Raw genomic sequence first — 14,552 nt, forward strand, 5'->3', positions numbered from 1 at the left:
ATGTACGCCTATTTTGAGGGTGCCATCGTCAATGAAATTCAAGGATCTTCGGGATTTCGTGCAGCAGCTTGAGCAGCGCGGAGAGTTGAAACGCATCCAGATTCCCGTCTCGCCGGTGCTGGAGATGACTGAGGTGTGTGACCGCACGCTGCGGGCCAAGGGCCCGGCGCTGCTGTTCGAGAAGCCGACCGGCTACGACATTCCGGTGCTCGGTAACCTGTTCGGCACCCCTGAACGGGTGGCCATGGGCATGGGCGCCGAGTCGGTCAGCGAGCTGCGCGAAATCGGCAAGCTGCTGGCGTTCCTCAAGGAGCCGGAGCCGCCTAAGGGCTTGAAAGACGCGTGGTCGAAGCTGCCGATCTTCCGCAAGATCATCTCGATGGCGCCGAAAGTCGTCAAAGACGCGGTGTGCCAGGAAGTGGTCATCGAAGGCGACGACGTCGATCTGGCGATGTTGCCGGTACAGACCTGCTGGCCGGGCGATGTCGGCCCGCTGATCACCTGGGGCCTGACCGTCACCAAAGGCCCGAACAAGGAACGCCAGAACCTCGGCATCTACCGTCAGCAAGTGATCGGTCGCAACAAGGTGATCATGCGCTGGCTCAGCCACCGTGGCGGCGCGCTGGACTATCGCGAATGGTGCGAAAAGCATCCGGGCCAGCCGTTCCCGGTGTCCGTGGCATTGGGTGCGGATCCAGCGACTATCCTCGGCGCCGTGACGCCAGTGCCGGACAGCCTTTCCGAGTACGCTTTCGCCGGTCTCTTGCGCGGTAACCGTACCGAACTGGTCAAGTGCCGTGGCAACGACCTGCAAGTGCCGGCCACCGCCGAGATCATCCTCGAAGGCGTGATCCATCCGGGCGAAATGGCCGATGAAGGCCCGTACGGCGACCACACCGGCTACTACAACGAAGTCGACAGCTTCCCGGTGTTCACCGTCGAACGCATCACCCACCGGATCAAACCGATCTACCACAGCACCTACACCGGCCGTCCGCCGGATGAGCCGGCGATCCTCGGTGTGGCGCTGAACGAAGTGTTCGTGCCGATCCTGCAGAAGCAGTTCCCGGAGATCACCGACTTCTACCTGCCGCCGGAAGGCTGCTCGTACCGCATGGCCATTGTGACCATGAAGAAGTCGTATCCGGGGCATGCCAAGCGCGTGATGCTCGGTGTCTGGTCGTTTTTGCGACAGTTCATGTATACCAAATTCGTTATCGTCACCGACGACGATATCAACGCCCGCGACTGGAACGACGTGATCTGGGCCATCACCACGCGCATGGACCCCAAGCGCGATACGGTGATGATCGATAACACGCCGATCGACTACCTCGACTTCGCCTCGCCGATCTCCGGCCTGGGTTCGAAAATGGGCCTCGATGCCACCCACAAGTGGCCGGGCGAAACCACTCGCGAGTGGGGCCGCGTGATCGTCAAGGACGACGCCGTCACCCAGCGGATCGATGCCATCTGGAATCAGTTAGGAATAGATTGATGCGTGTAACCCTGCAGCCCTCCGGAGCAGTGCTCGAGATACAGCCCGGTGAGCGGATTCTCGATGGTGCGCGGCGCCTGGGCTACGAATGCCCGCAAAGCTGCCGCAACGGCAATTGTCACGTGTGTGCGGCGCTGCTGGTCGAAGGCCGCGTCGCCCAGGACGGCAAGGTGCGCGATCACGGCGAGTTCTACACTTGCATAGCCGAGCCGCTGGAAGACTGCGTCCTGCTGTGGGATGGCGTGCTCGCGCTGGGAGAGCTGCCGGTGCGTAGCCTGTCGTGTCAGGTGATCGAATGCCGCGACGTCGGCGGCGACACCTGGCGCGTGCGTCTGCGTGCGCCGGCCGGCAAGCCACCGCGCTATCACGCCGGGCAGTATTTGATGATCGAACGCGAGAGCGGCGAGAAATCGGCGTTCTCCATGGCCTCGGCGCCGCACGGTGGTCGTGATCTGGAAATCCATGTGCTGGCGCGCGAAGCCAGTGCACTGAGCCTGATCGAACAGCTGCAACGCAACGCGATGGTGCGCGTCGAGCTGCCGTTCGGCGATACGCATCTGGCCGAGCTGCCTGACGGGCCGCTGGTGCTGGTTGCCGCTGGCACCGGGATGGGCCAGATTCACGCGCTGATCGAACACTGCCGCGCCAATGGCTTCAAACATCCCGTGCATCTGTACTGGGGCGTGCGTCGTCCGGAAGATTTCTACGAGATCGAACATTGGGACGAATGGCTGAAGCTGCCCAACCTGTTCCTGCACAAAGTCGTCAGCGATCAATGCGGCTGGGAAGGACGCTGCGGCATGCTGCACGAGGCGGTCTGTGAGGACTTCCCCGATCTGAAACCCTTGCACGTCTACGCCAGCGGCTCGCCGGCGATGGTCTACGGCACGCTGGACGCATTGGTTGAAGCGGGAATGGACGCTCATCAAATGCGCGCCGATGTATTTGCCTACGCGCCCCGCTCTTGAGCCTCACGCCTGAATCGTTATAACTCCCTATATAGCCGATCGGTATTTATGTAATTGCATAAATGCCGCTAGGTTATATATCAATCAGGCAATCAATTAAGAACTGTGCCATGGCACTTAAATTGCCTTAAAACATATGTGCCTTATTGTTACAGCGGTGCGTTCTATTAAGTAATTCTTCACCCGCGGGGAGCTGAACGCTATTCGCCATGAGCGCCATTGAGAACGCTTTTCTGAATTTGAATTACCCTCCGCGGCTCGATCTTGGGCCGCAGCTGACGCACGAACAACTTCTCGCTTCCATGCAATCGACCATGGCGCGCCACAAGGGCGGGCCGGTGTGGCTGTTCGCGTATGGTTCGCTGATCTGGCGGCCGGAGTGTTCGGCGGTGGAGCGGGTGCGCGGACGTGTGCACGGCTACCATCGCGGCTTGTACCTGTGGTCGCACGAGCATCGCGGCACGCCGGAAATGCCCGGTCTGGTATTTGGTCTGGATCGCGGCGGTTCGTGCAGCGGCTTCGCTTATCGCTTGCCCGAAGACAATCTCGATGGCGCGCTGTATGCGCTGTGGAAACGCGAGATGCCGGTGCCATCCTATCGGCCACACTGGCTCAACTGCCGTCTCGCCGACGGTAGCCAGGTGCAGGCCTTGGGATTTGTCTTGGAGCGGCACCTGCCCAGCTATGCCGGCAACTTGCCGGATCACGTGCTGAGCCAGGTGTTCGAAAGCGCCAGCGGGCGTTACGGCACGACTCGCGATTATGTCGAGCAGACCGCCCACGCCCTGCGCAGCCACGCCATGCCAGACCGCAATCTGGAGGCGCGGCTCAAACGCTGCCAATCAAAAGCCGATCAGGCGATGGCTTCGCGGCTCTGACTGATGGCTTTTTTGTGCCACAAGGTGGGAGCCAGGCAAACCATTGCCATGATGCAGCCGCCCACCAGCAGCACGAAACCACCGTCCCAACCGAAATGGTCCACGGTGTAGCCCATCGCTGCACTGGCTGCGACCGAACCACCCAGATAACCAAACAGACCGGTGAAGCCTGCCGCAGTGCCGGCGGCTTTCTTCGGAGCCAGTTCCAGCGCCTGCAAGCCGGTCAGCATGACCGGCCCATAGATCAGAAAGCCGATGGAAAACAGCGCGATCATGTCGATGGTCGGGTTGCCAGGCGGGTTGAGCCAGTAGACCAGCGTCGCCACGGTGACAAGCGCCATGAACACCATGCCGGTCAGGCCACGGTTGCCACGGAAGAGCTTGTCCGACATCCAGCCGCACAGCAGCGTGCCTGGAATACCGGCCCACTCGTAGAAGAAGTACGCCCACGACGTGGTGTCCACGGTGAAGTGTTTAGCTTCTTTCAGGTACGTCGGAGCCCAGTCAAGTACGCCATAGCGCAGCAGGTAGACGAAGACGTTCGCCATAGCGACGTACCAGAGCATTTTGTTGCGCAGCACGTACTTGACGAAAATCTCCTTGGCGCTGAATTCGTCTTCGTGGCTGGCGTCGTAGCCTTCCGGGTAATCGTTCTTGTATTGCTCGATCGGTGGCAGGCCAACCGACTGCGGGGTATCGCGCATGGTGATGAAGGCAAACGCCGCCACACCCAAAGCCACTGCCGCGGGCACGTAGAAGGCCGCGTGCCAATCGTTGAACAGCCCCATACCAATCAGGAACAGCGGGCCGATCAGGCCGCCGCCGACGTTGTGCGCCACGTTCCACACGGACACCACGCCGCCACGTTCCTTCTGCGACCACCAGTGCACCATGGTCCGGCCACTTGGCGGCCAACCCATGCCCTGAGCCCAGCCGTTGATGAACAACAGGATGAACATCATGGTCACGCTGGACGTTGCCCAAGGCGCGAAACCGAACACGAACATCACCCCCGCCGAGACCAGCAGGCCGAATGGCAGGAAGAAGCGCGGGTTGGAGCGGTCGGACACCAGGCCCATGAGGAATTTCGACAAGCCGTACGCGATGGCGATGGCCGACATCGCCAGACCCAGGTCACCGCGGCTATAGCCTTCGTCGATCAGGTACGGCATGGCCAGCGAGAAGTTTTTGCGCAGCAGGTAATAACCCGCGTAGCCAATGAAAATACCGGCGAAGATCTGCCAGCGCAGGCGTCGGTACGTGCTGTCTATTTTTTCTTCAGGCAATGGAGCCTGATGTGCGGCAGGACGAAAGAAAGCAAACATTCAAGAGCTCCAGATTTCTTGTTTTGACTGCGGATGCGAATGTTACAGTTTCGTTACCGAAAATAGCACCGGTTCACATCGACCAAATAGGGGAAAATGTTGGAAGTCGCGCGTTCCTTTACGAACCTGTCGCTCAGCTGTAAGAACGGGGCGTTTTTGTAGCGGTCGAGGCGTTGTGTCTTAGACTCGCGATCAATCCACCGACTGATCGCGCAGAGATAAATGATGGCCCCGATGATTCGCAGGTTATTGCCACGATTGCTGATGGTGGTCGCCGTTACCGTTTCGGTTCTGGCACTGAGTTTTGCTCAGGGATCTGGCGGCTCGGGGCTGCGCAATGTCACCGTGCTGATCGTCCGTCACGCGGAAAAACCGGACGTGGGCCGGGAGCTAAACGCCCAAGGTCAACAGCGCGCTGCCGCCTACGCCGGCTATTTCGACCCGCTGAAACTGGGTGACGAAACACTCACCCCGCAACGCCTGATCGCCACCGCTGACAGCGCGCAAAGCGTCCGCCCCCGTCAGACGCTGACGCCGTTGGCGCAACGCCTGCAACTGCCGATCGAACAGCCATTCGCCAATAACGACGTCGACAAACTGGTCAATCAACTGCGCGAAAGCAATCAGGCGAAAACCGTGCTGATCGCCTGGCACCACGGGCACATCAACAAGCTCATCGGCGCATTCGGCGGCAATGGCCCGGCACTGATCGGCCAGCCGAAATGGCCGGTGGATGTTTATGACTGGCTGATTGTTTTGCGTTTCGACGACAAGGGGCAGTTGCTTGAGTCGCGTAGTGAGAAGGTGCAGGAGCATCTGATGCCGGGCGATGTGGCGGGGTCGCCCGGCAATTGAAGCGTTTTCGTCTTTTGATTAGCGAACCTGCACCACAACCTTACCGACAGCCTTGCGCTGCCCAAGGTCATTAATCGCCTGCGCCGCATTGCTCAGCGGATACACCTGCGACACCAGCGGTTTCAACCTGCCCTCGGCAAACCAGCCAAACAGTTGCTGGAAGTTCGCCGCGTTGTCCTGCGGCTGACGTTGGGCAAAAGAGCCCCAGAACACGCCGAGCACCGCCGCGCCCTTGAGCAGGGCGAGGTTGACTGGCAGCTCCGGGATGCGTCCGCTGGCGAAGCCGACCACCAGCAGGCGGCCGTTCCAGGCGATGGCGCGGATGGCTTGATCGAACAGGTCGCCGCCGACCGGATCGTAAATCACGTCCGCGCCCTGGCCGTCGGTGAGGCGTTTGATTTCGTCCTTGAGGTTCGATTCGCTGTAGTTGATCAGCTCATCGGCGCCGGCCGCTTTGGCTACCGCAAGTTTCTCGGCGCTGCTGGCGGCGGCAATCACGCGGGCGCCCATGGCTTTGCCGATTTCCACGGCCGCGAGGCCAACGCCGCCGGATGCACCAAGCACCAGCAGGGTTTCGCCCGGTTGCAGGTTGGCGCGTTGCTTGAGCGCGTGCATGGAGGTGCCGTAAGTCATGCCGAAGGCAGCGGCGATGTTGAAGTCCATCGACGGTGGAATCGGCAGGACGTTGTAGCCCGGCACCGCGACTTGTTCGGCGAAGCTGCCCCAGCCGGTCAGGGCCATGACCCGGTCACCGACCTTGAGGTGGCTGACCTTTTCGCCGACTTCGCGAACCACGCCAGCCGCTTCGCCACCTGGCGAGAACGGGAAGGGCGGCTTGAATTGGTACTTGCCCTCGATGATCAGCGTGTCCGGGAAGTTGACCCCGGCGGCGTGCACGTCCAGGAGGATTTCGTTCTTCTTCGCGACAGGACTGGCGACGTCTTCCAGCACCAGCGATTCGGCAGGGCCGAAGGCTTTGCACAGCACGGCTTTCATCAGGGCTATTCCTTTGGGAGTGATGGCCGATAAGTGTAGGTGTGTCAGTCAACGGGTCAACGAGCATGCCCGGCCCTGATAGTCAGCCATAAGCTTGTGCTTGCGCGGCGGGTCGTTATGCTAGGCCGCAAACCGGATAAGGAGCGAATTGTGAAAGCGTGGATCATGTTGTTGCTGGCCCTGTCTCTGCCTGGGGCAGCGCTGGCCGAAGAAGCCAAAGAAGGCGAAGCGCCAAAGGTGAGCTACATCACCCTGAGCCCGCCGTTCGTGGGTAATTACGGGCTCGATGGCACGCCGAAGCTCAAGGTCTACAAGGCTGACGTGGCGCTGCGCGTCACCGGCGAGGAGTCGGCCAAACTGGTCAAGGCCAACGAACCGTTGATCCGCAATCAACTGGTGGCGCTGTTCACCCAGCAGACCTCTGATGCGATGGCCAGCATCGAAGGTAAAGAGAAGCTGCGTCAGGAAGCGCTGAAACAGACTCAGCAAGTGATGAATGACGAGACCGGCAAGCCGGTGGTTGAGGATCTGTTGTTCAACAACCTGATCATTCAGTAAGCCATTCGTTGTCCGGGCTGGCCTCATCGCTGGCAAGCCAGCTCCCACAGTATTTGCGGTGAAACACAATAATGTGATCGCCGCAGAACCCTGTGGGAGCTGGCTTGCCAGCGATTGCATTTGTGCAGGCGCCGATGAATCAGGGTTTCAGCGCAATCACCGTCGCCCATTGCTCCGCCGTCACCGGCATCACCGACAACCGCGACCCTTTCTGCACCAACGGCATCTCCGCCAACGCCGTCTGCTGCTTCAGGTAGTCCAGCTTCAACACCCGCGCAAACGTCTCGACGTGTTCAACGTCAATCGCACTCCAGGCATTTTTCTCTGGGGTAGCCTTGGGATCGAAGTAATGACTCTCTGGCTCCAGTGCGGTGGGATCCGGGTACGCCGCCTGGATCATTTTGCCGATTCCGGCGATTCCCGGCTCCGGGCAGCTGGAATGGTAGAAAAAGAACTCATCGCCAACCGCCATCGCCCGCAGAAAATTGCGCGCCTGATAGTTGCGAACGCCGTCCCAGCGCGCTTTGCCGAGCTTTTCCAGACCTTTGATCGAGAGTTCGTCGGGTTCGGATTTCATCAGCCAATAGGCCATGTCGTGTGCTCCTGAAACGGTCATTGGGCAGGTTGTCGGGCAATTTTATGACAAACCGACGGTCGGTTGACGTCAGCGTTTGCGCAGCGGTTCACGTTGCCGCAAAATGCCGGCCTTTAAAGCTTGACGCTGCTGCACGGCCTACGAACGGAAACCGCTGCTGTCATCGTGATGATGTGCCTTGAGGGGGGCAATCGATGAAACGCAAACCGGATTTACTATGGACTTTGGTAATTTTGTTTGGCTTGGGCGTCGTGACCACCGGTTACGCACAGAGCCTGTGGTCGAACAAGGCCGATGCGCCGATTGAAATCGCTCAACAAGTTCAACAGTCGACTGCGTTCAAGCGCTGAAACTGCATTCTCGACGCCGTTGATCTGCGCGGCGTCCTATCCCGCGAAATACCACGCCTTGTCGCTGACCGTGCCTTGCAACGGTACATCCCAGCTTGCCTGCGCCAAGCGTTCGACCTTCTGACATTCATGGGCCAGGCCCAGCAGCGTTGGCTTGCGCCAGCTTTTGCGCCGCGCCAGATACGCCAGGCTGCGATCATAGAAACCGCCGCCCATCCCCAGTCGCCCGCCGACATCGTCAAACCCCACCAATGGCAACAACACCAGATCCAGCGCCCAGGCCTTGCGCTGCTGCGCCAGATTGGCGCGCGGTTCGAGAATGCGGAAGCGATTGGGTTTGAGTTTCTCGCCGGGACGAATCCGTTGGAAAACCATTTTGGTTCGCGGCCAGGCACTCAGCACCGGCAGGTAGGTGGCTTTGCCCCGACGCTGTGCTTCGCGCAGGAGCAGGCGCGGATCGATTTCGCCGTCGGTGGGCAGGTACAGAGAGATATGTTTCGCCCGGCGAAAATGCGGGTCTTGCGCCAGTTGCCGGTACAGGCCTTTGGCGGCCTGGCGTTGTTCGCTTTTGCTCAGCGAGCGGCGCGCCTTGCGCAGCAGGCGGCGGAGTTGCGGGCGGGGCAGCAACGCGGGTTCGGTCATGGTTCGGCTTCGGCAGGTTGGACGAAAACGTACGCATAAAAAATCCGATGGCGGTTTTCACCGACATCGGATTCGAATCAGGCTCCCCGGATGAACCGCTGTCAACTTAGCCCTTGAACCCGAAAGTTCAAGGTGGAAGATGCAGTAGACTTTAAGGCTTTCCGTCTAGCGGACATGCACACCAGCCCAACGTGCAACTTCCAGGGTAGTGCGAATCGGCTCAGGGACATCGTCAACTGGCAAGCACCCCAGGGAGTGCCGCGAGTATACCGCAAGCGGCCAGTCGAATCAGCCCTTGGTGTTGGTCTGATCGTCGGCAAGCACCAGATCGACACGATCGAGCAAGTCGCGCACCTGTTCACGGGTCGAACCGCTGGCCTGGATGTCCGGGCGCTCTTCTTTGTGCAAGAGGTCGTGGGTGATGTTCAGCGCGGCCATCACGGCGATACGGTCGGCACCGATGACTTTGCCGCTGCTGCGGATCTCGCGCATCTTGCCATCCAGGTAGCGCGCGGCGCTGACCAGATTGCTGCGTTCTTCCTGCGGGCAGATGATCGAATATTCTTTGTCGAGGATCTGCACGGTGACGCTATTGCTTGAACTCATGAGTCTTGCTCCAGGGCCTTGAGGCGCGAAATCATCGATTCGACCTTACGCCGGGCGATTTCGTTTTTTTCAATGAGGTGAGCGCGTTCCTCGCGCCAGGTTTTTTCCTGAGCTAGTAAGAGTGCGTTTTGACTCTTTAGTTGCTCGACTCGACCAATCAGCAGTTCGAGTCTGGCCATCAGCGCTTGCAGGTCGGTGTCTTCCATTGTGTCCACTGAGTTGGAGTCTGTCTGATGGGATAGCTGGCGGACAGCCTTTAATAGTCTTGGCGAGTCTGTCGATGTAGGATACAAGGCCTTCATTCTAGACATAGCGCCGTCTGGCGCCTAGCTGCCCATGACCATTGCGAATTCCCCGTACCAAGCCTTTGCCACCCTGCTGACTTCCAGCGGCCACAACGTCTCGCCTGCCGAACTGCATGGCGTGCTGCTCGGACGCAGCTGCGCCGGTGCCGGCTTCGATAACGAAGGCTGGCTGATCGACGCCGCCGAACTGCTCGAAGGCGATATCCAGGACAACATCCGCAATGCCCTGATCGGCCTGCAAGAGATGGTCAAAGGCGAGCTGACCGGCGACGACGTCACTGTCGTTCTGCTGCTGCCAACCGATGACGCGCCACTGGCCGACCGCGCCGCTGCACTGGGCGAATGGTGCCAGGGCTTCCTCAGCGGGTTCGGCCTGAACTGCCGCGACAGCAGCATGCTCAGCACTGAAGCCACCGAAGTGCTGCAGGATCTGGCGGCCATTTCCCAAGTGCAAGATGCCCTTGAAGAATCCGAAGACGGCGAGACCGACTACATGGAAGTCATGGAGTACCTGCGCGTCGCGCCCCTGCTGCTGTTCTCGGAAACCAAGAAAGCCGACGTGCCGCCAGCCGCCAAGCCGTCGCTGCATTAATCGCGTGCCAGGGAAAGCCATCTGCCCATGACCCATATCCCGAAAGCGGAATACAGCCGTCGCCGCAAGGCCCTGATGGCGCAGATGGAACCCAACAGCATCGCGATCCTGCCCGCCGCCGCGGTGGCCATCCGCAACCGCGACGTCGAGCACGTCTACCGTCAGGACAGCGATTTCCAGTACCTCAGCGGGTTTCCAGAGCCGCAAGCCGTCATCGTCCTGATGCCCGGCCGCGAGCATGGCGAATACGTGCTGTTCTGCCGTGAACGCAACGCCGAACGCGAATTGTGGGACGGTCTGCGCGCAGGGCAAGAAGGCGCGATCCGCGACTTCGGTGCCGACGACGCCTTCCCGATTACCGACATCGACGACATCCTCCCGGGCCTGATTGAAGGCCGTGACCGGGTGTATTCGGCGATGGGCAGCAACCCCGAATTCGACCGGCATCTGATGGACTGGATCAACGTGATCCGCTCCAAGGCGCACCTCGGCGCCCAGCCACCGAACGAATTCGTTGCCCTGGATCATCTGCTTCACGACATGCGTCTGTATAAATCGGCGGCAGAAGTGAAGGTGATGCGCGAAGCTGCGCGGATCTCGGCGCAAGCACATATTCGGGCGATGCAGGCCAGCCGCGCCGGGCTCTACGAGTACAGCCTCGAGGCCGAGCTCGATTACGAATTCCGCAAGGGCGGGGCGAAAATGCCCGCGTACGGTTCGATCGTCGCCGCCGGGCGCAACAGCTGCATCCTGCATTACCAGCAGAATGATGCGCTGCTCAAGGACGGCGATCTGGTGTTGATCGACGCCGGCTGCGAGATTGATTGCTACGCCAGCGACATCACCCGTACCTGGCCGGTCAACGGCAAGTTTTCGCCCGAGCAGAAAGCGATCTACGAATTGGTGCTGGCCTCGCAGGAAGCCGCGTTCGCCGAAATCGCCCCGAACAAGCACTGGAATCAGGCGCACGAAGCCACGGTTAGGGTGATTACCACGGGGCTGGTGAAGCTTGGTTTGCTGCAAGGCGAGGTCGACGAATTGATCGCCAGCGAAGCCTATAAAGCGTTTTACATGCACCGCGCCGGCCACTGGCTGGGCATGGATGTACACGACGTCGGCGAGTACAAGGTTGGCGGCGAATGGCGCGTGCTGGAAGTCGGCATGGCCCTGACTGTGGAGCCGGGCATCTACATCGCCCCGGACAATCAAAACGTCGCGAAGAAATGGCGCGGCATTGGCGTGCGCATCGAGGACGACGTGGTCGTGACCAAAACGGGCTGTGAAATCCTCACCACCGGCGTACCGAAAAGCGTCGCCGACATCGAAGCGCTGATGGCGCAAGCAAGGACACACGCGGCATGAGTCGAGTCAATCTGGCAATCATCGGTGGCGGTCTGGTCGGCGCCAGTCTGGCGTTGGCTTTGCAAGCCGGGGCCAAGGCCCGTGGCTGGAAGATCGTCCTGATCGAGCCGTTCGCTCCCGGCGACAGTTGGCAGCCGAGCTACGACGCACGTTCGTCGGCGCTGTCCTTCGGTTCGCGGCAGATTTATCAACGCTTGGGCGTGTGGCAGGAAATTTCCCGCCGCGCCGAGCCGATCAAACAGATTCACGTCTCCGACCGTGGCCGCTTCTCCACCGCGCGCTTGTCGGCGATGGAAGAGGGCGTGCCGGCCCTCGGTTACGTGGTAGAAAACGCCTGGCTCGGCCAGTGCCTGTGGCAGCACCTCGATAAAGAGGTGATCACCTGGCGCTGCCCGGCGGAAGTCACGCGCATGGAGCCGTTGCCCGACGGCTATCGCCTGACCCTCAACGATGAAACCACCCTGGAATGCGACCTCGCGGTGCTTGCCGATGGCGGCCGTTCCGGGTTGCGCGAGCAGTTGGGCATCAACGTGCGCCAGCGTCCGTACAACCAGAGCGCGCTGATCGCCAACATCACCCCGAGCGAAGCACACAACGGCATGGCCTTCGAACGTTTCACCGACGAAGGGCCGATGGCGCTGCTGCCGCTGCCGGAAAATCGCTGTGCGCTGGTATGGACCCGACTGGGCATGGACGCGCAGCGTTTGGCTGATTTGAGCGAACGCGATTTCCTCAGCGAATTGCAGGGCGTGTTCGGTTACCGCCTCGGTACGCTCAAGCAGGTCGGCGCACGGCATTTGTATCCGCTGACCCTCGTCGAGGCTGAGGAACAAGTGCGTTCGCATCTGGCCGTGCTCGGCAACGCGGCGCACAGCCTGCACCCAATTGCCGGACAAGGTTTCAACCTATCACTGCGCGATGCCGATGCTTTGGCGGCGGCGCTGTTGGCCAGCGACAAACCGTTGGGCGACTTCGCCACGTTACAGGCGTATCGCGAGCGCCAACGTCTCGATCAGGATCTCACCGTCGGCTTCTCCGATCAGGTCACGCGCTTGTTTGGCAGCACGCAGCCATTGGTTTCGCTGGGCCGTAACATCGGTTTGCTCGGTCTTGATCTGTTGCCACCGGCCAAGCGCTGGTTTGCCCGTCAGGCCATGGGTTTGGGAACGCGTCCGGATGCTTAAGTGGTTGACGAAAAAATTCGGCAAGGCGCGGTTGATGCGCTGGGTAATGACCTTTTACCCGCCGTATCTCGGCGCTGGTGTACGGGTTCGGCACATCAGCGATGACTTCCGCGACGTGCAAGTGTCGATGGGCCTCGGCTGGTACAACCGCAATTACGTCGGCACACAGTTTGGCGGCAGTCTGTACTCGATGGTCGATCCGTTCTTCATGCTGATGCTCATGGAAAACCTCGGCTCGAAGTACATCGTCTGGGACAAGGCCGCCGACATCGATTTCATCGCGCCGGGCAAAGGCCCGGTGTTCGCCCGGTTCAGCATCGACGAGACCTTGCTCGCCGAAATTCGCCGGCAGACCGCCAATGGCGAGAAATACCTGCCGCAGTTGCAGGTCGACATTCATGACGGCGCCGGCAATCTGGTGGCGCGGGTCGGTAAAACCCTTTACGTGCGGCTCAAGCCGCAAGCGAGACAGGCTTAAAGCATGGAAATGCGCGCAGATCTGCTGATTGTCGGAGCCGGAATGGTCGGCAGCGCTTTGGCGTTGGCGTTGCAGGACAGCGGGCTGGAAGTCCTGCTGCTCGATGGCAGCCCGCTGAGCGTCAAACCCTTCGACGCCGAGGCCGCGTTTGAACCGCGAGTGAGCGCCCTGTCAGCGGCGAGCCAGCGCATTCTCGAACGCCTCGGCGTGTGGGACGGCATCGCCAAACGCCGCAGCAGCCCGTACACCGACATGCACGTCTGGGACGGCAGCGGCACCGGGCAGATTCATTTCTCGGCGAGCAGCGTGCACGCCGAAGTGCTCGGCCATATCGTTGAAAATCGCGTGGTGCAGGATGCCTTGCTCGATCGTTTGCACGATTGCGATCTGGGCATGCTCGCCAATGCGCGGCTGGAACAGATGCGCCGTTCGGGCGATGACTGGCTGCTGACGCTGGCCGATGGTCGTCAGCTGCGCGCTCCGCTGGTGATTGCCGCTGACGGCGCCAACTCGGCCGTGCGCCGTCTCACCGGCATGGCCACGCGCGAATGGAATTACATGCACCACGCCATCGTCACCAGCGTGCGCAGCAGCAAACCGCACCAGATGACCGCGTGGCAGCGCTTTACCGATCACGGACCGTTGGCCTTTCTGCCGCTGGAGCGTGACGGGCAGCAGGATTGGTGTTCGATCGTCTGGTCGACCACGCCGAGCGAAGCCGAGCGCTTGATGGCGCTGGATGAAGCGGATTTCTGCCGTGAGCTGGAGCGTGCTTTCGAGGGGCGTCTCGGCGAGGTGATCAGCGCTGACCCGCGATTGTGTGTGCCGCTGCGCCAGCGTCATGCCAAGCGTTATGTCGCCGAAGGACTCGCGTTGATCGGCGATGCGGCGCACACCATTCACCCGTTGGCGGGGCAGGGTGTGAACCTCGGTTTCCTTGATGCGGCGGTGCTGGCGGAAGTGCTGTTGCAGGCGACGGAACGCGGTGAGCGTCTGGCGGATGTGAAGGTGTTGAGCCGCTACGAGCGTCGGCGCATGCCGCACAACCTCGCACTGATGGCGGCGATGGAAGGGTTTGAGCGGTTGTTCCAGGCGGATCCGTTGCCGGTGCGCTGGTTGCGTAATGCCGGGTTGAAGCTGGTGGAGCAGATGCCGGAGGCGAAAGCGCTGTTTGTGCGGGAGGCGCTGGGGTTGACCGGGGATCTTCCGGCCCTGGCCAAGCCTTGATCTTTTCGTTGCTGCTGATGGCCTCATCGCGAGCAGGCTCACTCCTACAGTTGGAATGCGTTCCCCTGTAGGAGCTGCCGCAGGCTGCGATCTTTTGATCTTAAAAAACAACATCAAAAGATCGCAGCCTTCG

The 14,552-nt window shown here is 60.7% G+C and carries 17 protein-coding genes and 1 other RNA gene; 11 read left to right on the top strand and 7 right to left on the bottom strand.

The window, feature by feature from the left end; translation table 11 throughout:
- The first annotated feature begins 31 nt into the window (after nt 1–31).
- From ubiD to EJA71_RS05405, 3 genes are all read left to right on the top strand, one after another.
- On the top strand, nt 32–1,498 hold the full coding sequence (ubiD, locus tag EJA71_RS05395) for a 4-hydroxy-3-polyprenylbenzoate decarboxylase (protein WP_034151998.1): 1,467 nt from the start codon (nt 32–34) through the stop codon (nt 1,496–1,498).
- A complete protein-coding gene (locus EJA71_RS05400) occupies nt 1,498–2,466 on the top strand; it encodes a CDP-6-deoxy-delta-3,4-glucoseen reductase (protein ID WP_158954963.1) in 969 nt (322 codons plus the stop codon). The genes ubiD and EJA71_RS05400 overlap by 1 nt, the downstream gene beginning before the upstream one ends.
- A gap of 209 nt (nt 2,467–2,675) precedes the next feature.
- A complete protein-coding gene (locus tag EJA71_RS05405) occupies nt 2,676–3,344 on the top strand; it encodes a gamma-glutamylcyclotransferase (RefSeq protein WP_158954965.1) in 669 nt (222 codons plus the stop codon).
- Here the strand turns inward: EJA71_RS05405 and glpT are convergent.
- A complete protein-coding gene (gene glpT, locus EJA71_RS05410; RefSeq protein ID WP_158954967.1) occupies nt 3,320–4,669 on the bottom strand; it encodes a glycerol-3-phosphate transporter in 1,350 nt (449 codons plus the stop codon). The genes EJA71_RS05405 and glpT overlap by 25 nt on opposite strands.
- Before the next feature lie 225 nt (nt 4,670–4,894).
- Between glpT and EJA71_RS05415 the strand changes: the two genes are divergently transcribed.
- Complete coding sequence (locus EJA71_RS05415) at nt 4,895–5,524, top strand: flagellar basal body-associated protein FliL (protein WP_158954969.1); 630 nt, start codon at nt 4,895–4,897, stop codon at nt 5,522–5,524.
- Nucleotides 5,525–5,542: 18 nt separating this feature from the next.
- Here the strand turns inward: EJA71_RS05415 and EJA71_RS05420 are convergent, their stop codons facing one another.
- Nucleotides 5,543–6,520: an NADPH:quinone oxidoreductase family protein gene (locus EJA71_RS05420; protein ID WP_158954971.1), complete on the bottom strand. Its 978-nt coding sequence runs from the start codon at nt 6,518–6,520 to the stop codon at nt 5,543–5,545.
- 150 nt (nt 6,521–6,670) lie between these two features.
- On the opposite strand from EJA71_RS05420, the gene EJA71_RS05425 reads away from it, so the two are divergent.
- A complete protein-coding gene (locus EJA71_RS05425; RefSeq protein ID WP_158954973.1) occupies nt 6,671–7,078 on the top strand; it encodes a flagellar basal body-associated protein FliL in 408 nt (135 codons plus the stop codon).
- A 139-nt stretch (nt 7,079–7,217) separates the two neighbouring features.
- Here the strand turns inward: EJA71_RS05425 and EJA71_RS05430 are convergent, their stop codons facing one another.
- Nucleotides 7,218–7,670 carry an EVE domain-containing protein gene (locus EJA71_RS05430; RefSeq protein WP_158954975.1) on the bottom strand — a complete coding sequence of 151 codons (453 nt, stop codon included), beginning with the start codon at nt 7,668–7,670 and terminating at the stop codon, nt 7,218–7,220.
- Between the two features lie 197 nt (nt 7,671–7,867).
- On the opposite strand from EJA71_RS05430, the gene EJA71_RS27335 reads away from it, so the two are divergent.
- Nucleotides 7,868–8,023 (top strand): hypothetical protein, encoded by a 156-nt coding sequence (locus EJA71_RS27335; RefSeq protein WP_163005287.1) that lies wholly within the window; start codon nt 7,868–7,870, stop codon nt 8,021–8,023.
- A gap of 36 nt (nt 8,024–8,059) precedes the next feature.
- On the opposite strand, the gene EJA71_RS05435 is transcribed toward EJA71_RS27335, so the two are convergent.
- From EJA71_RS05435 to EJA71_RS05450, 4 genes are all read right to left on the bottom strand, one after another.
- The gene (locus EJA71_RS05435; protein WP_158954977.1) at nt 8,060–8,665 is read right to left on the bottom strand and encodes a 5-formyltetrahydrofolate cyclo-ligase; all 606 of its coding nucleotides are present in this window, start codon (nt 8,663–8,665) and stop codon (nt 8,060–8,062) included.
- 79 nt (nt 8,666–8,744) lie between these two features.
- Nucleotides 8,745–8,923: non-coding RNA, 6S RNA (gene ssrS / locus EJA71_RS05440), on the bottom strand.
- Nucleotides 8,924–8,953: 30 nt separating this feature from the next.
- The gene (locus EJA71_RS05445; protein ID WP_008081434.1) at nt 8,954–9,271 is read right to left on the bottom strand and encodes a cell division protein ZapA; all 318 of its coding nucleotides are present in this window, start codon (nt 9,269–9,271) and stop codon (nt 8,954–8,956) included.
- Nucleotides 9,268–9,477 (bottom strand): TIGR02449 family protein, encoded by a 210-nt coding sequence (locus EJA71_RS05450; RefSeq protein WP_007911197.1) that lies wholly within the window; start codon nt 9,475–9,477, stop codon nt 9,268–9,270. The genes EJA71_RS05445 and EJA71_RS05450 overlap by 4 nt, the downstream gene beginning before the upstream one ends.
- Before the next feature lie 130 nt (nt 9,478–9,607).
- On the opposite strand from EJA71_RS05450, the gene EJA71_RS05455 reads away from it, so the two are divergent.
- The 5 genes from EJA71_RS05455 to EJA71_RS05475 are packed head-to-tail and all read left to right on the top strand — an operon-like array spanning nt 9,608 to nt 14,419.
- Nucleotides 9,608–10,168, top strand: a complete 561-nt coding sequence (locus EJA71_RS05455; protein ID WP_158954979.1) for a YecA family protein — start codon at nt 9,608–9,610, stop codon at nt 10,166–10,168.
- A gap of 27 nt (nt 10,169–10,195) precedes the next feature.
- Nucleotides 10,196–11,530 (top strand): Xaa-Pro aminopeptidase, encoded by a 1,335-nt coding sequence (pepP, locus tag EJA71_RS05460; protein ID WP_158954981.1) that lies wholly within the window; start codon nt 10,196–10,198, stop codon nt 11,528–11,530.
- On the top strand, nt 11,527–12,714 hold the full coding sequence (ubiH, locus tag EJA71_RS05465; protein WP_158954983.1) for a 2-octaprenyl-6-methoxyphenyl hydroxylase: 1,188 nt from the start codon (nt 11,527–11,529) through the stop codon (nt 12,712–12,714). Before pepP ends, ubiH begins: the two co-directional genes overlap by 4 nt.
- A complete protein-coding gene (locus EJA71_RS05470; protein ID WP_158954985.1) occupies nt 12,707–13,192 on the top strand; it encodes a DUF4442 domain-containing protein in 486 nt (161 codons plus the stop codon). The genes ubiH and EJA71_RS05470 overlap by 8 nt, the downstream gene beginning before the upstream one ends.
- A gap of 9 nt (nt 13,193–13,201) precedes the next feature.
- Nucleotides 13,202–14,419 carry a 2-octaprenyl-3-methyl-6-methoxy-1,4-benzoquinol hydroxylase gene (locus EJA71_RS05475; protein ID WP_178113660.1) on the top strand — a complete coding sequence of 406 codons (1,218 nt, stop codon included), beginning with the start codon at nt 13,202–13,204 and terminating at the stop codon, nt 14,417–14,419.
- Nucleotides 14,420–14,552: the final 133 nt, after the last annotated feature.

The organism is Pseudomonas sp. PB106, assembly GCF_009764645.1.
Classification (GTDB): Bacteria; Pseudomonadota; Gammaproteobacteria; order Pseudomonadales; family Pseudomonadaceae; genus Aquipseudomonas.

Bases quoted from the DNA above. Each gene is read 5' to 3' on its own strand.
- ubiD (WP_034151998.1), top strand. From the start codon at position 32: ATGAAATTCAAGGATCTTCGGGATTTCGTGCAGCAGCTTGAGCAGCGC.
- EJA71_RS05400 (WP_158954963.1), top strand. From the start codon at position 1,498: ATGCGTGTAACCCTGCAGCCCTCCGGAGCAGTGCTCGAGATACAGCCC.
- EJA71_RS05405 (WP_158954965.1), top strand. From the start codon at position 2,676: ATGAGCGCCATTGAGAACGCTTTTCTGAATTTGAATTACCCTCCGCGG.
- glpT (WP_158954967.1), bottom strand. From the start codon at position 4,669: ATGTTTGCTTTCTTTCGTCCTGCCGCACATCAGGCTCCATTGCCTGAA.
- EJA71_RS05415 (WP_158954969.1), top strand. From the start codon at position 4,895: ATGGCCCCGATGATTCGCAGGTTATTGCCACGATTGCTGATGGTGGTC.
- EJA71_RS05420 (WP_158954971.1), bottom strand. From the start codon at position 6,520: ATGAAAGCCGTGCTGTGCAAAGCCTTCGGCCCTGCCGAATCGCTGGTG.
- EJA71_RS05430 (WP_158954975.1), bottom strand. From the start codon at position 7,670: ATGGCCTATTGGCTGATGAAATCCGAACCCGACGAACTCTCGATCAAA.
- EJA71_RS27335 (WP_163005287.1), top strand. From the start codon at position 7,868: ATGAAACGCAAACCGGATTTACTATGGACTTTGGTAATTTTGTTTGGC.
- EJA71_RS05435 (WP_158954977.1), bottom strand. From the start codon at position 8,665: ATGACCGAACCCGCGTTGCTGCCCCGCCCGCAACTCCGCCGCCTGCTG.
- EJA71_RS05445 (WP_008081434.1), bottom strand. From the start codon at position 9,271: ATGAGTTCAAGCAATAGCGTCACCGTGCAGATCCTCGACAAAGAATAT.
- EJA71_RS05450 (WP_007911197.1), bottom strand. From the start codon at position 9,477: ATGGAAGACACCGACCTGCAAGCGCTGATGGCCAGACTCGAACTGCTG.
- EJA71_RS05455 (WP_158954979.1), top strand. From the start codon at position 9,608: ATGACCATTGCGAATTCCCCGTACCAAGCCTTTGCCACCCTGCTGACT.
- pepP (WP_158954981.1), top strand. From the start codon at position 10,196: ATGACCCATATCCCGAAAGCGGAATACAGCCGTCGCCGCAAGGCCCTG.
- ubiH (WP_158954983.1), top strand. From the start codon at position 11,527: ATGAGTCGAGTCAATCTGGCAATCATCGGTGGCGGTCTGGTCGGCGCC.
- EJA71_RS05470 (WP_158954985.1), top strand. From the start codon at position 12,707: ATGCTTAAGTGGTTGACGAAAAAATTCGGCAAGGCGCGGTTGATGCGC.
- EJA71_RS05475 (WP_178113660.1), top strand. From the start codon at position 13,202: ATGCGCGCAGATCTGCTGATTGTCGGAGCCGGAATGGTCGGCAGCGCT.